The sequence below is a fragment of the Muricauda brasiliensis genome, from assembly GCF_003057865.1.
Taxonomy (GTDB): Bacteria; Bacteroidota; Bacteroidia; order Flavobacteriales; family Flavobacteriaceae; genus Flagellimonas; species Flagellimonas chongwuensis.
The window spans coordinates 1-13,662 of sequence record NZ_QBTW01000032.1 but is presented as its reverse complement, the minus strand read 5'-3'; the positions used below and the strand labels follow the sequence as shown (position 1 = coordinate 13,662).

Below are 13,662 nucleotides of genomic sequence, written 5' to 3'. Positions count from 1 at the left end.
TTCAAAACACTTTAAAATTCAAAAACCTTCAGCTTATTTCCTTATTTTTGGTTTTATATCAAAGATGACAATATGAGTGCGATTCCAAGTGTGGACCTGAACGACTTTGTTTCGGGCGATGCAAAAAGAAAAGAAAAATTTGTCAATGAAATAGGTGCCGCCTTTGAAGATATTGGCTTTGTGGCACTGAGCGGACATTTTTTGTCTGATGAATTGGTGGGTGACCTTTATAGTGAGATTAAAAAGTTCTTCAACCTTCCGCAAGAGGTGAAAGATAAATACGAAATTGAAGGTATAGGTGGCCAAAGGGGATATACTTCCTTTGGAAAAGAACATGCCAAAGGAAAAAAGGAAGGCGACCTAAAAGAGTTTTGGCATTTTGGCCAATATGTGGAGGACAATCCAAAATTGCAGGCCGAATACCCGGATAATGTTACCGTTGATGAGCTCCCTGACTTTAATCGCGTTGGAGAAGAAACCTATAAAATGTTGGAGAAAACCGCTAAATATGTGCTACGGGCCCTGGCATTGCATCTAAACCTTGAAGAAACCTATTTTGATGATTATATCAAAAATGGAAATTCCATTTTAAGGCCCATCCACTATCCGCCCATTACCGAAGAGCCAAAAAACGCAGTGAGAGCCGCTGCCCATGGCGATATCAATTTGATTACATTGCTTATGGGGGCCCACGGTAAAGGACTTCAAGTAAAAGACCACCAAGGTAATTGGGTGGACGCCATTGCCCAACCCGATCAATTAATGATCAATGTCGGCGATATGTTGTCCCGCTTGTCCAATAACAAGTTAAAGTCGACCATTCACCAAGTAGTGAACCCGCCAAAAGAGCTATGGGGAACATCTCGCTATTCCATTCCCTTCTTTATGCACCCGGTAAGCGATATGCCATTGAATTGCCTTGAAAACTGTATCGATGAGGACAATCCCAAGGCATTTGAGGATATTACCGCGGGAGAATACCTGCATGAAAGACTTATTGAGCTAGGGCTTGTAAAAAAATAAAGATGGACTTAAAAGACCAACTTAAAAACCTGTTCCCGGACCATGAACCGGAAGATGAGCCTGACAATGAAGGAAAAGAACCGTCTTACTGGTTACAGGACGACCCCATTATATGCAAATACGAAAAGCGAAAAGGCAAACCTGTTACTATAATTGAAGGATACAACGGCGCAGACAGTGACTTCAAAAAACTGGCCAAAGATTTAAAGACACTCTTGGGTGTCGGGGGCAGTTTTAAGAACGAAGCCATCATTATTCAGGGAGATTATCGCGATAAAATCATGGATTTCCTAAAGGAAAATGGATTTTCCGTAAAGCGTGTTGGTGGATAATATAAAATTTAACAAAAAATCGATTCTGTTTTTAATTGATGTTAAAAACTTGATGTTTAAAGCAATGTTTAGTGAAAAAATTTTTGTGTTCCTGCTTTAAACCGTACTTTTATTATTCCTAACCAACGAAAACTGAGCTGAAAATGAAATCACTGTTGCACATAACCAACGGGGACAGTTTCACGTCCAGATTACAATCTTTGCAATTAAAAGGAGACGTAATTACATGGAGAGAAATGCTTTGCGAAGGCAAAACTCTCTCTTCCGTGGGAAGCGAATCTTTTTGGAAAACAAGGTTCGAGTTCCTTAACAAGAACTACAAAGTATCCAAATCTTGGTTCATTGAAAAAACCCTGAAAGAGTATAGGTCCCTTTGTAACCACAAACAGCAGGACCAGATAGTGCTATGGTTTGAATATGACCTATTTTGCCAAATAAATATGCTGGCCGTACTTAGCTGGTTAAAAACCCACAGAAGACATGCCGAAATTTATTTGGTATGTAGTGGCAAAGTTGAAGGCTCCAATAAGCTTTATGGCCTAAACGAGCTCAACGACGAAAAACTTCTTGAGCTTTACGACAATAAAAAAGTCCTTTCACAGGACGATATTGAATACGCGGATTACATCTGGCAGTTATATTGCAGTGACAATCCCATTCGTTTGGAAAACCAGATTGCCAATAACGATTTCCAGTTCGAATATCTTTCGGATGCACTCAAAACCCATTTGAAGCGCTACCCTACCATTAAAAATGGTCTTAACGACTTGGAGAACCATATTTTGGAAGTAGCCAAAGAAGAAAAGCCACAATCCAGAAATGAGCTTATGGGCAAACTATTGACCAATCAAGGTTATTATGGTTTTGGCGATACGCAATATGACCGAATGATTTCGTCCCTAAAACCTTTGTTCAGTTCTTTTGACCCGGTCAAACTGACCAAAAAAGGGTTGCATGTGCTAAAGCAAGAAGCTAACTATTATTCAGAACTACGTGATAGTCAAATGTATCTGGGAGGTTCCTTAAAGTATAACTTTTTATACAATACGGATACCGAACGAATTCTGAAATTGTAATACATGAAAGCCTCTTTGAGCAATTCAGAGCTTATTCTGAATGCTGATGGGAGCATTTACCATCTCAACCTTCTTCCAGAAGATCTTGCCAATAGTATTATAACTGTAGGTGACCCAGAACGTGTTTCCGAAGTTTCCAAACACTTTGATTCTATTGAATTAAAGAAAGGGAAACGCGAATTTGTCACCCATACAGGTAAATATGCCCATAAACGAATAACAGTTATCTCAACAGGCATCGGAACGGACAATATCGACATTGTTTTTAATGAATTGGACGCCCTTGCCAACATCGATTTTGTTTCCCGAGAAATTAAATTCAAAAAAAAACAGCTCAGTTTTATACGGATTGGTACATCCGGTTCCATACAACCAGATATTCCCGTTGATTCGTTTTTGATCAGCAGTTCTGGAATAGGTTTTGACAACTTACTCCATTTTTATGAGCATGGGCACGTAAAGAACCATGAACTCGAATCTGCCCTTACATCTTATTTGGGTTGGTCAGACCACCATATACATCCCTACGTTATCGATTTTGACGAGTCATTAGCTAAAATTTTTGAATCAAATCGTATACGATATGGCGTAACAGGAACAAATTCAGGTTTTTATGGGCCACAAGGAAGAACGTTGAGATTAGCGCCATCCATTCAAGATTTTAACCACAAATTAGCCGGTTTTTCCCATCAAAATACAAGGATAACAAATCTGGAAATGGAAACCGCAGGTATTTATGGTCTTGCCAAACTCCTTGGACATCGAGCGGTTTCGCTCAATGCGATATTGGCGAACAGGGCCACCGGAGAGTTTTCCGAGCAAGGACATAAAACCGTCGAAGAACTGATCAAGTACACTTTAAATGCTATCGCAAGTAGTGACCTGTCATAATTTTACGCTACTTTTTTTGACGGATACCGAACGGAATCATAATTTTAATACCACAAAGCAACAAGTCCTATGAAAACGGTAAAAATAATTGGTGTCCCAGAACATTTTAACCTCCCTTGGCATCTGGCCATGGAAGATGGTGCTTTTGAAGACAGGGGCATTCAATTGGAATGGACCGATGTTCCAGAAGGAACCGGTAAAATGACACAAATGCTACAAGATGGAGAAGCGGATATGGGCATTATTCTTACCGAAGGCATTATCAAAAGCATATCGCAGGGAAATTCTAGTAAAATTGTTCAGGGATTCATTTCCTCTCCGTTGCTTTGGGGCATTCATGTGGACGCTAACAGTAGCCGCACATCTATTTCCGACCTTAGGGATGATAAAGTAGCCATTAGCCGAATGGGAAGTGGAAGCCACTTAATGGCCTACGTTAATGCGCAAAACCAAGGGTGGGACACGGAAAAACTGGAATTTGAGATCATCAACAATTTGGATGGCGCCATCGAAAGTCTAACTGGCGGTTCCGGCGCCTATTTTATGTGGGAGCATTTCACTACTAAACCTTTGGTCGACAACGGTACTTTTAAAAGAGTGGGCGACTGCCCTACCCCTTGGCCTTGTTTTGTGATTACTGTTTCAGACTCATTTATTCAGGATAACGAAGGCGTGCTCAAACATGTTTTGGAGGTTATCAACACTTATACATCGGAATTCAAACAAATTCCAAGTATTGACAGAACCCTGTCCAACAGATATGAGCAAAAACTGGAGGACATAAAAGCATGGTTATCCAAAACAACTTGGGGACAGGAACAACTTTCCTCAGCAACCGTGAACGAAGTCCAATCGAGATTGCACGACCTTAACTTAGTCGATGAAGTCAAGTCTATTGAAACCTTTCTTTGGAAATAAACCAAAGTCCGCGAATCAAAAAAATCCAATAATCCAACATTCGAATTCAACCTACCAGTCAATAGCCTCTTTACCCATGCGGTTCAACAAATCATTTGTTTTGCTGAAATGCTGATTGCCAAACCACAGTCCTCTATTGGCACTCAAGGGCGAAGGATGCCCAGAGGTAAGAATATGGTGCTTGGTTTTATCAATCAAAGATGATTTTTTTTTGGCGAATCCGCCCCAAAGCAGAAAAACCACACCTTCCAATTCGTTGGAAACTGTTTGGATCACCGCATCCGTAAATTGCTCCCAACCCTTTTTCTGATGGCTTCCGGCCTGATGTGCCCGAACCGTCAGCGTCGCGTTCAACAAGAGTACGCCTTGGTCGGCCCAACGCTCAAGATTACCGCTTTTAGGGTAAGGCTTTTCAACATCCGTTTTAATTTCTTTAAAAATATTGACCAAGGATGGTGGATGTGGAATCCCATCTTTTACGGAAAAGCACAATCCGTTGGCCTGGTTTGGGCCGTGGTACGGGTCTTGTCCAATAATTACCACTTTGGTTTCTTGAAAAGGGCAATGGTCGAACGCCGAAAAAATATCCGTTCCTTTGGGATAGCAGGTATGTTGTTGATATTCCTGCTTCACAAAAGCGGCTAATTGTTGGAAATAGGGTTTTTCAAATTCGTCAGATAATTGCGTTTTCCAACTGGGTTCAATGTTTACCTCCATATGATGGTTTTGATGGGAATTTCAAGTTTCACCCAAAAGTACATAATGCAGACAGTTTTTACTAGACAGCACATCTGCTAAAAGACTTCAAAATCCTATATTTGCCCTGCTAGTCGAAAAAGATGCGAAACATTCACCCCAAAACACTTCAAGACCTAGAGTTTCCAACCGTATTGACGCAGATTGCTGCACGATGCAATACGGCGCTGGGAAAGGAAAAGGCATTGACCATTCAGCCATACCGCCACAAAGATGAATTGATGGGTGTTTTGGGACAGACTTCGGAGTATCTGGCTTCGTTTTCCAACGATAACCGTATTCCCAATCACGGTTTCGACCACATCAATAGTGAACTCGGACTGCTCAAGATTGACAACAGCACCTTGGAGATTAGCGGTTTTCGAAAAATTGGCGGGATTTGCAAAACGGTTGCCATTCATCATAAATTCTTCAAAAAGTTTAAGGAGTATTATCCCTTACTTTTTATTAAAGTGGATGCTTTGGAGCTACATCCTGAAATTCCCGATGCCATTGATGATGTTATCGATAAGTTTGGGGAAATCAAGGATTCCGCGTCGGATGAACTTCGGTACATCAGGAATCAAATCAACGAAGTACGTAGCAAGATAAACCAGAGTTTTAGTGTTGCATTGGGGCGTTATCAATCGTCCGATTTTTTGGATGAAATCCGTGAATCCGTGGTTGAAAACCGTCGGGTTTTGGCTGTTAAGGCCATGCACCGCAAAAAAGTAAAGGGCACCGTGATGGGCACTTCCAAGACAGGAAGTATCGTTTACATTGTGCCGGAAGCTACGCTGGCCTACACCAGAGAGTTGAGCAATCTGGAATTTGACGAGAAAGAAGAGGTACAACGTATTTTGAACAAGTTGACGGACCAAATCCGTCCTTACTTGGAAGTGTTGAAATCGTATCAAACGTATTTGGCCGAAACCGATATTACGGCAGCAAAGGCACGTTATGCCAACGATATGAACGGCATATTGCCAGAAATCAATGATGAGCGTGAGATGTTTCTCCGAGATGCCTTTCATCCACTACTCTACTTATCCAACAAGCGAAAGAACGAAAAAACATGGCCGCAGACCATAAAACTGCATCGGGAGAATCGGATTATTGTGATTTCTGGACCCAATGCAGGGGGTAAAAGTATCACGTTAAAGACCATTGGACTGCTTCAAGTAATGCTTCAAAGTGGTATGTTGATTCCTGTGCACGAGCGTAGTTCCGTTTGCTTTTTTGATAAGATTTTGACGGACATAGGAGATAATCAATCCATTGAAAATCATTTAAGTACGTACAGTTATCGATTGAAGAACATGAACCACTTTCTTAAAAAGTGCAACGACAAAACATTGTTCTTAATTGATGAATTTGGAACGGGAAGTGACCCCGAATTGGGCGGTGCCCTGGCCGAAGCTTTCTTGGAAGTGTTCTACGAACGAGAAGCTTATGGGGTCATCACAACGCACTACGCCAATTTGAAGGCTTTGGCCAATGAATTGCCGCATGCCACCAACGCCAACATGCTGTTCAATTCCAAAACGCTGGAACCCACCTTTCAATTGGTATTGGGCGAAGCGGGAAGCTCCTTTACATTTGAGGTCGCCCAAAAGAACGGCATCCCCTACTCCTTGATCAATAAGGCCAAGAAAAAGATTGAACGCGGTAAGGTCCGTTTTGATGCCACGATTGCCAAGCTGCAGAAAGAGCGCAGCAAAATGGTAGAGACCGGCTCCAAACTTAAAGAGGAGGAAAATAAGGCACGTGAGGAAAATGAACGTTTGGAACAACTGAATTCCAAGATCAAATCCAAACTGGAGAGCTACCAAGAAATGTACGACCACAACCAGCGTATGATCCAATTGGGCAACAAGGTGAACACGGCTGCGGAAAAATACTTCATGGACAAGAAAAAGCGTCCTTTGATCTCCGAAATGCTGCGTATTGTGGAAACCGAGAACAGCAAGCGCAAAAAGACCACTGCAAAAAAGGCCAAGGCCAAACAGCAAGAGAAAAAACAAGTGGCTGAAGAGCTGGAACAAAAAATCAAAAAGGTACGGGTCGAGAAGAAAATCCAAAAGAAAAAAGAAATCCAGGCCGAAAAGAACAAACCCAGACCTGTTTTTAAAATCGGTGACCGTGTCCGTTTGATGGATGGTAAGGCCGTGGGCAGCATCGATATACTGGAAAAGGGCAAAGCGGTGGTCAACTACGGTATGTTCACCACCAATGTGAGCGTGGACCAATTGGAATTGGTGGAGGCCAAAAAGTAATCCGATTGTCATTTCGAAATGAGGAGAGCACCGACGATTGAGAAATCTCTTTACCATCTTTAGATTTCTCACATTCGTTCGAAATGACACGCTGCTATTATTTTTAGTGTTGACAACTCCTCATAAGTCAATAACTTAGCCTATTGTGTTCAAAGGTTTTTTCTACGAACTTCGTTGTCGCTTGATATAAAGCCATTTAAAACGATTTATATATTTTAAATATTAGCAATAATTAAATACAAACAATGAACTCAGTAGAAATAATCAAACAGCTTGAAATTGCTAAAAACCTATTTACTTTTGAATCAAAGGCACATAGTGATTATACCAAATATTCTGTGAGTGGTTTGACCAATCTTAGAAAGTCAGTAAAAGAATTAGACAAAACAAAATTATTTCAAAATCAAATAGATCGACTTAAAAATTCAAGTTGGTTTTCTGGATTCGAAGACCAATTGAACATTTCTAGTACCGAGAACTCTCAGATAACTCAATTTATTGATTTTATCAGAACCGCTAGCCAAGGAATTAATGAATATATAAACTTGAAGAGCGAGACAAATGAGGAATTTGTCTTAAATATATATTTGCCGAATCAATACACCTTTTCAGATTTTGAATCCTTGTCGAAGGACTTAAAAAAAGCTATCGAACTTCCAGCCCTAGACGTTGGTGGTTCATCGAGAATTATTTCAGCTGAACCAGGTTCAATTTGGCTTATAGTCGCATTTACGACAAGCGCAGCAATTTCAATAATTGGAAAAATAATAAGGATTGCTACCAAAGCAAATATTGAAATTCAAAAAGGAAAAATTTTTGCCAATTATGCTAAGAGTTTAAAATTAAGTAACGAAATGAATCAGACAATTTTGGAGGCTCAAAAGAAATTAATAGATGAAATAATTGAAAAGGAAATAGAAGAGGCAAAAAAGGATATCGATACTTCTAATGATATTACAAAAGTTGGTAGACTAAAATTAGCAGTAACGACAATCTCGGAATTATTGCGAAAAGAAATAAAATTTTTGCCTTCACCTAAAATGGGAGCTGAAATAGTGGAGAATTTCCCTGATGAGGAGAAATCTAGTTTGTTGGAAAAAGAAATAATAAAATTAATATCGCCAAATCAAACAGAAGAAGATAAATAGCTATTGATAACAAAGATGGCTCTATATAAGCAGTAGTGCTCACTGATTCTTTATAGCCCTCGCGGATTTTCAGTTTGGTATGTACTTGCAAAGTTAACCGGTAAACCACGCAACTACTCATATCCTAGACCAACAAACCCTCCCCATTTTACACATATCACAAAATCCCTCCGAGCGTTCAGTTCATTTTTTCCTATCTTGTTTAGCAATTAGAAACTAAACATCGTATAACGAAAAATGAAAAAAACAACCAATTCCCAAAGCAGAAGAAATTTTGTGAAAAACACTGCGCTGGCGTCCAGTATTTTTATTGTGCCCCGCCATGTGCTGGGCGGTCCGGGCTTTTTCGCCCCGAGCGACCGTTTGAACATCGCTGCCATTGGTGCCGGTGGCAAAGGAGCCAGCGATATTGCCAACGCCTCCGTAAACGGGCGTGAAAATGTAGTGGCCCTTTGTGATGTCGATTTTTCCGGATCGGCCAAAAAATCCGTGGAGCGTTTTCCCAAGGCAAAGCTCTTTAGCGATTATCGCGAAATGCTCGATACCATGAAGGATATCGATGCGGTTACCATCAGTACGCCAGACCATGTTCACGGTCCGGCAGCAGCTTATGCCATGCAGCGCGGCAAGCACGTGTATGTACAAAAACCGATGACGCACAACATTCGAGAGGCACGTATGCTGACTCAAATGGCCCGTGATAAAAAAATAGTGACCCAAATGGGGAACCAAGGAGCGTCCAACCCGTTATTGGGCATGGTGCAAAAATGGGTAGATTCCGGAGCACTGGGCAGAATCACCAAGGTTGAGATTTGGACCAACCGTCCTGTTTGGCCACAAGGAAATGCCATGCCAGAACCGGACGCCTCTAGCAAACCGAAAGATTTGAACTGGGACCTATGGTTAGGCCCAGCCCCCATGAAACCGTATACACCGAACCTGCACCCGTTCAACTGGAGAGGTTGGTGGGATTATGGAACCGGAGCTTTGGGCGATGTAGGATGCCATTTAATAGACATTCCTTACCGAACCCTGAAACTTAAGTATCCAACCGCGGCCGAATGTAGCGTAGGTACCGTATTCTCCCAAATGTGGAACCCTGATTACCATCCGGAAGGCTGTCCACCATCATCGTTTATTACACTGAACTACGAAGCTACCGACAAGACCGGAGGAGCTCCGTTGACCATGACTTGGAGCGATGGCGGAATCCGACCTTCGCACCCAGAGATCATACCTGCGGATAGCGATATCGGTGGGCCAGGAAGTCAAAACGGTGTGTTGATCCATGGAGAGCATGGGGTAATTTCCACGAACATCAACGATAGTTCGCCATTGACTCCAAAATTATACATGAACAATGGCGTTACCGAATTTGGACCAGAGGTAGAGGAAATGCCAGAACCTGAATACGGTCACCAACGCAAATGGGTAGATGCCTGTAAAGCCGGTTTCGGAAGTACAGAACATCTAGATCTTACGTCTTCTTTTGATTACGCCGGACCTATGACGGAAACCGTTCTCATGGGTAACCTGGCGATACGCAGTTATATGTTGCGCAAGGAAAATGCCGAGGGCAATATGGAATTTTATGGCCGTAAAAAGTTGCTCTGGGACGGTGACAACATGAAAATCACCAATTTTGATGATGCCAACCAGTTTGTTACCCGCACCTATCGTGAAGGCTGGGAAATGCAGGATGTTTAGAATATACATCCCATTAGAAATCAAAAGACCGCTTATCGCGGTCTTTTTTTTATACTCTTTTAAACAAACATCGTAATCAATTACCAAAAAACCTGTGCAACTGGGTGTTCAACCTAACCCTTATCCATGTACAGTATTGATTTTTCTATTGATTACACCTTCTTCCTAAACTTGGCCTTGTAGCCATATCTGGAATGGTGGCTACTTTGGGAAAAGTGTGAAGCACCACAGGGAAATGCCCCCTAAAAGCCTGTTGATGGAAAAATATTGAAATGGATAGCGATGATTTGCCATGTTTGCTTGGCTGTTTGGATTGTATTGAAGTTTACAGCTTCGTAACGATAAATGTTAGTGGGTTCTATATCGTGAAGACTTTTCTAAACCATTTTTCATTACAGAATAACCAAAACAATATCATGGTCATTTCGATATGAGGAACGAAGTGAGGATTGAAGTGAGGATTGAGAAATCAAGAAAACAGATGTCTCGACTGCGCTCGACATGACAGCGCTACAATAATTCGTGAGAGTTCGGGAAATTCGTGTCAAACTGTAAAAAAACGATTGTATATCACCTCCACCGCAACCAAACTAACTTTATTCTTCAAAACTTGTTTGAGTCCCACCGTAACTTTTGCTTTTCAAGGATATTTCAACGAAATTGGACGCCAATTAAAAACTCAACTCCTTGAAAACAACCAACCTTATTCTTTCTTTTTTGTTCGTGCTCTTGCTGAGCTGCAAAACCGATAAAAAAGAAGGTGCCACAGAATCCCCGACCACAACTCAAAATTTCACCTCTAACGATTATCAAGACCTTGTGGCCTTGTTCAAGGAATGGAGAACGTTCGAAAATCCTCCGCTGTTGGATGGAGCTCCCGATTACAGGGCAGCAACCTTTGAGAAACGCTGGCCAACATTCAAAGAATTACAATCCAAACTACAGGCCATCGACACCACCAATTGGTCCGTGGAAAACCAAGTGGATTGGATGATCGTTTGGGCCGAAATGAACGGCTACGACTTCAACCAGCGCGTTTTACAACCTTGGGTGCGCGATCCCGCCTATTACAAAGTGGTTTGGACCGCAAAAAGCGATGTGCCCGCCCACGAGGGACCCACCAATCATCGGACTACGGAACTCTGGACCTATACTTTTCCTTTATCCACAGAGGAACGTTCCAAGCTTCTGTCCGACTTAAAAGTGATTGCCCCGTTCTACACGCAAGCCAAGCAAAACTTGACAGGGAATGCTCGTGAGTTATGGATCACAGGTATTCGGGATATCCAAAACCAGAGCGAAGTGCTTACCGAGTTAAAAGAAAACGATGCCGTTACCAACGATGCCGAATTGGTCAAAGTTATTGATGAAGCCATAACCGCCACCGACGACCTTGTTAGTTGGTTGGAGACCGAATCCGAATCAAAAACCGGCCCTTCGGGCATTGGCAAGGATAATTACACTTGGTATATTCAAAATGTACACCTGGTGCCGTTGACATGGGAAGATGAGGTAATGATCCTAAAAAGGGAACTTGCCCGTGCATGGACCGCCTTAAAATTAGTGGAGCACAATAACAGGAACCTGCCGGAACTGGTGGATGCCGACTCTCCGGAAACCTATGATAAAATGGCCGATGCATCCGCGAAAAGCTTGATGAACTTTTTGGAGCAACAGAACATCGTTACTGTAAAACCGTATTTTGACCCTGCCCTACGCGAGCATTTAGGGGAATTTATCCCCAAGGAAAAACGTAATTTCTTCGCCATTGGAGAGCATTACGATGCCCGGCCCCTCTACTCCCATTTTTACCATTGGTTTGAACTGGCGCGCATGGATTTGGAGCCCCACCAAAGTGAAATACGGAAAGGCCCATTGTTGTACAACATTTGGGATTCCCGGAACGAAGGAACCGCCACGGCCGTGGAAGAAATGTTTATGCAGGCCGGACTGTACAACGATAGTCCACGGACCAAGGAGATCGTATACATTATGATCGCGCAGCGTGCGGCCAGAGGTTTGGGCTCATTGTACGCCCACGCCAATGAAATGACCATGGAAGAAGCCGGAGGCATCCACAGCGAGTATACGCCGCGTGGTTGGATGAAGACCGAAAAGGAACTGCTCATTTTTGAGCAACACCTCTATTTGCGCCAACCCGGGTATGGATCTAGCTATATTACCGGTAAATATTTGTTGGAAGCCGCCTTGGCCGATTATGCCCGACTGCAAGAACTGGAGGGCGAACCCTTTGCCCCAAAGGACTTTTTTGATACGCTGAACAGCATTGGCAACATCCCTATTTCGTTGGGACATTGGCAAATGACGGGCTCCAATACGCATTTAAAGACAATTACAGAATAATCACAGCATAAAACAAAAGAAAGGAGGGCCATAAAGGCCCTCCCACCCTTAACCTTTCACCTTAACCCTTCACCCCCATCACCAATAATCCGCTCAATACACTCCCACAGGACTTTTATACTGTAGAGTGCATCTTTTTCCGCCTCATCCAAAGGTTCGGAGGAATGGTACACCGCAATATTGTGCAGCAGTTTTAGAGATTGTACCAGATCGGGGCCATCCAAGGCATCGGTGTAGTCCAATAATTGGGTTTGTGCCGGGCTGAGCATTTGGGAAATTTTGGGGACGCTTTGCGCATTCGCGTTACCGCAATTAGGGCAGCTTTTTTGACCATCTTGTGTTGACATAAGTAAGTAGGTTATTAATGAAACAAAAAGGGAAGGTCACCGTCAACACATTCCAAGCAATGCTCAGATAGGTCTCGGGACTTGCACCCGTATGCCTTCCCAGTTTTTTCTGTTTAAACCGATTTTGAAATTTTCGCATTGCGAGATTATTAAAATGTGTTGACGCTTCAAATATACATTTTATCCCGAAACCGAAAACAGGGACTGGTTGATAACTTTTTTACAACTCGGCAAATTAACTTATTGATTTTGAGGGAATTTTCGGTGAAATTAGCTTTTGGATGATTGAAATTGAATAACTCAATTTAAAATAATGGATAATCCAATACATCGATTATAAGCTCTATTGGGTGTATATAGATGTATTTTATGCTTATATAAACAAGTTGTAGTGCATTTAAAATCCATTCCGAGTACCATATGAATTATAGAAAAATAATAGATTTCATTAAAAATGAACAAAAATCTGGAAAGGTATTTGTTGGCTTAATCTCAGTTATTATTCTAATCGGAATTGGAAAACAATATTGGGAACAGAAACAAATATTTGAGGATAGAGGCACAACAACAGGAATTGTAACTGAATATCTTGAAGCTGGCTGGCAAAATGATGCACTACTCTATGAATACACTGTGAATGGAAAAAAATACCAAAATAGTGTTGGAGTCTCTCGTAACACCGACAAAAAAGCTGGAGAAAAGCTAAAAATGAAATTCAAAGTTTATTATGCAAAATCTGAACCAAGACTTAGCGTAATTAATTTAGCTGAACTGGAAGAATATAAAACATATGTAGAGTTTTTTGATTTTTAAAAACGCACTACAACAAAGAACTGAGTTAAAAA

Annotated in this window: 12 protein-coding genes; 10 read left to right on the top strand and 2 right to left on the bottom strand. The window is 41.8% G+C overall.

The annotated features are described in order from the left end of the window. Positions 1 to 72: 72 nt before the first annotated feature. From DCK90_RS16570 to DCK90_RS16550, 5 genes are all read left to right on the top strand, one after another. Complete coding sequence (locus DCK90_RS16570) at positions 73 to 1,023, top strand: isopenicillin N synthase family dioxygenase (RefSeq protein WP_108247316.1); 951 nt, start codon at positions 73 to 75, stop codon at positions 1,021 to 1,023. Positions 1,024 to 1,025: 2 nt separating this feature from the next. Continuing rightward, entirely contained in the window at positions 1,026 to 1,355 is a 330-nt protein-coding gene (locus DCK90_RS16565; RefSeq protein ID WP_108247315.1) for a translation initiation factor, read from the top strand. Positions 1,356 to 1,498: 143 nt separating this feature from the next. Continuing rightward, positions 1,499 to 2,431: a DUF1835 domain-containing protein gene (locus DCK90_RS16560; protein ID WP_108247314.1), complete on the top strand. Its 933-nt coding sequence runs from the start codon at positions 1,499 to 1,501 to the stop codon at positions 2,429 to 2,431. Positions 2,432 to 2,434: 3 nt separating this feature from the next. Further along, positions 2,435 to 3,322 carry a nucleoside phosphorylase gene (locus DCK90_RS16555; RefSeq protein WP_108247313.1) on the top strand — a complete coding sequence of 296 codons (888 nt, stop codon included), beginning with the start codon at positions 2,435 to 2,437 and terminating at the stop codon, positions 3,320 to 3,322. Positions 3,323 to 3,391: 69 nt separating this feature from the next. Next, positions 3,392 to 4,240 (top strand): substrate-binding domain-containing protein, encoded by an 849-nt coding sequence (locus tag DCK90_RS16550; protein WP_108247312.1) that lies wholly within the window; start codon positions 3,392 to 3,394, stop codon positions 4,238 to 4,240. Between the two features lie 51 nt (positions 4,241 to 4,291). Here DCK90_RS16550 and DCK90_RS16545 read toward each other — a convergent pair whose 3' ends face one another. Next, entirely contained in the window at positions 4,292 to 4,957 is a 666-nt protein-coding gene (locus DCK90_RS16545; RefSeq protein WP_108247311.1) for a uracil-DNA glycosylase, read from the bottom strand. 122 nt (positions 4,958 to 5,079) lie between these two features. Here DCK90_RS16545 and DCK90_RS16540 point away from each other — a divergent pair, with 122 nt between their 5' ends. The 4 genes from DCK90_RS16540 (at position 5,080) to DCK90_RS16525 (ending at position 12,470) form a co-directional block, all read left to right on the top strand. Next, positions 5,080 to 7,251, top strand: coding sequence for an endonuclease MutS2 (locus tag DCK90_RS16540; protein WP_108247310.1), 2,172 nt, complete (start codon positions 5,080 to 5,082; stop codon positions 7,249 to 7,251). 245 nt (positions 7,252 to 7,496) lie between these two features. Then, entirely contained in the window at positions 7,497 to 8,399 is a 903-nt protein-coding gene (locus DCK90_RS16535) for a hypothetical protein (protein WP_108247309.1), read from the top strand. A gap of 237 nt (positions 8,400 to 8,636) precedes the next feature. Continuing rightward, positions 8,637 to 10,106, top strand: a complete 1,470-nt coding sequence (locus tag DCK90_RS16530; RefSeq protein ID WP_108247308.1) for a Gfo/Idh/MocA family protein — start codon at positions 8,637 to 8,639, stop codon at positions 10,104 to 10,106. A gap of 687 nt (positions 10,107 to 10,793) precedes the next feature. Further along, a complete protein-coding gene (locus DCK90_RS16525; protein ID WP_108247307.1) occupies positions 10,794 to 12,470 on the top strand; it encodes a hypothetical protein in 1,677 nt (558 codons plus the stop codon). 56 nt (positions 12,471 to 12,526) lie between these two features. Here the strand turns inward: DCK90_RS16525 and DCK90_RS16520 are convergent, their stop codons facing one another. Then, the gene (locus DCK90_RS16520; RefSeq protein ID WP_108247306.1) at positions 12,527 to 12,817 is read right to left on the bottom strand and encodes a hypothetical protein; all 291 of its coding nucleotides are present in this window, start codon (positions 12,815 to 12,817) and stop codon (positions 12,527 to 12,529) included. 420 nt (positions 12,818 to 13,237) lie between these two features. Here DCK90_RS16520 and DCK90_RS16515 point away from each other — a divergent pair, with 420 nt between their 5' ends. Next, entirely contained in the window at positions 13,238 to 13,630 is a 393-nt protein-coding gene (locus DCK90_RS16515) for a hypothetical protein (protein ID WP_108247305.1), read from the top strand. Positions 13,631 to 13,662 lie beyond the last annotated feature (32 nt).

Excerpts from the sequence above, each read along its gene's own strand:
- DCK90_RS16570 (WP_108247316.1), top strand. The coding sequence starts at position 73 with ATGAGTGCGATTCCAAGTGTGGACCTGAACGACTTTGTTTCGGGCGAT.
- DCK90_RS16565 (WP_108247315.1), top strand. The coding sequence starts at position 1,026 with ATGGACTTAAAAGACCAACTTAAAAACCTGTTCCCGGACCATGAACCG.
- DCK90_RS16560 (WP_108247314.1), top strand. The coding sequence starts at position 1,499 with ATGAAATCACTGTTGCACATAACCAACGGGGACAGTTTCACGTCCAGA.
- DCK90_RS16555 (WP_108247313.1), top strand. The coding sequence starts at position 2,435 with ATGAAAGCCTCTTTGAGCAATTCAGAGCTTATTCTGAATGCTGATGGG.
- DCK90_RS16550 (WP_108247312.1), top strand. The coding sequence starts at position 3,392 with ATGAAAACGGTAAAAATAATTGGTGTCCCAGAACATTTTAACCTCCCT.
- DCK90_RS16545 (WP_108247311.1), bottom strand. The coding sequence starts at position 4,957 with ATGGAGGTAAACATTGAACCCAGTTGGAAAACGCAATTATCTGACGAA.
- DCK90_RS16540 (WP_108247310.1), top strand. The coding sequence starts at position 5,080 with ATGCGAAACATTCACCCCAAAACACTTCAAGACCTAGAGTTTCCAACC.
- DCK90_RS16535 (WP_108247309.1), top strand. The coding sequence starts at position 7,497 with ATGAACTCAGTAGAAATAATCAAACAGCTTGAAATTGCTAAAAACCTA.
- DCK90_RS16530 (WP_108247308.1), top strand. The coding sequence starts at position 8,637 with ATGAAAAAAACAACCAATTCCCAAAGCAGAAGAAATTTTGTGAAAAAC.
- DCK90_RS16520 (WP_108247306.1), bottom strand. The coding sequence starts at position 12,817 with ATGTCAACACAAGATGGTCAAAAAAGCTGCCCTAATTGCGGTAACGCG.
- DCK90_RS16515 (WP_108247305.1), top strand. The coding sequence starts at position 13,238 with ATGAATTATAGAAAAATAATAGATTTCATTAAAAATGAACAAAAATCT.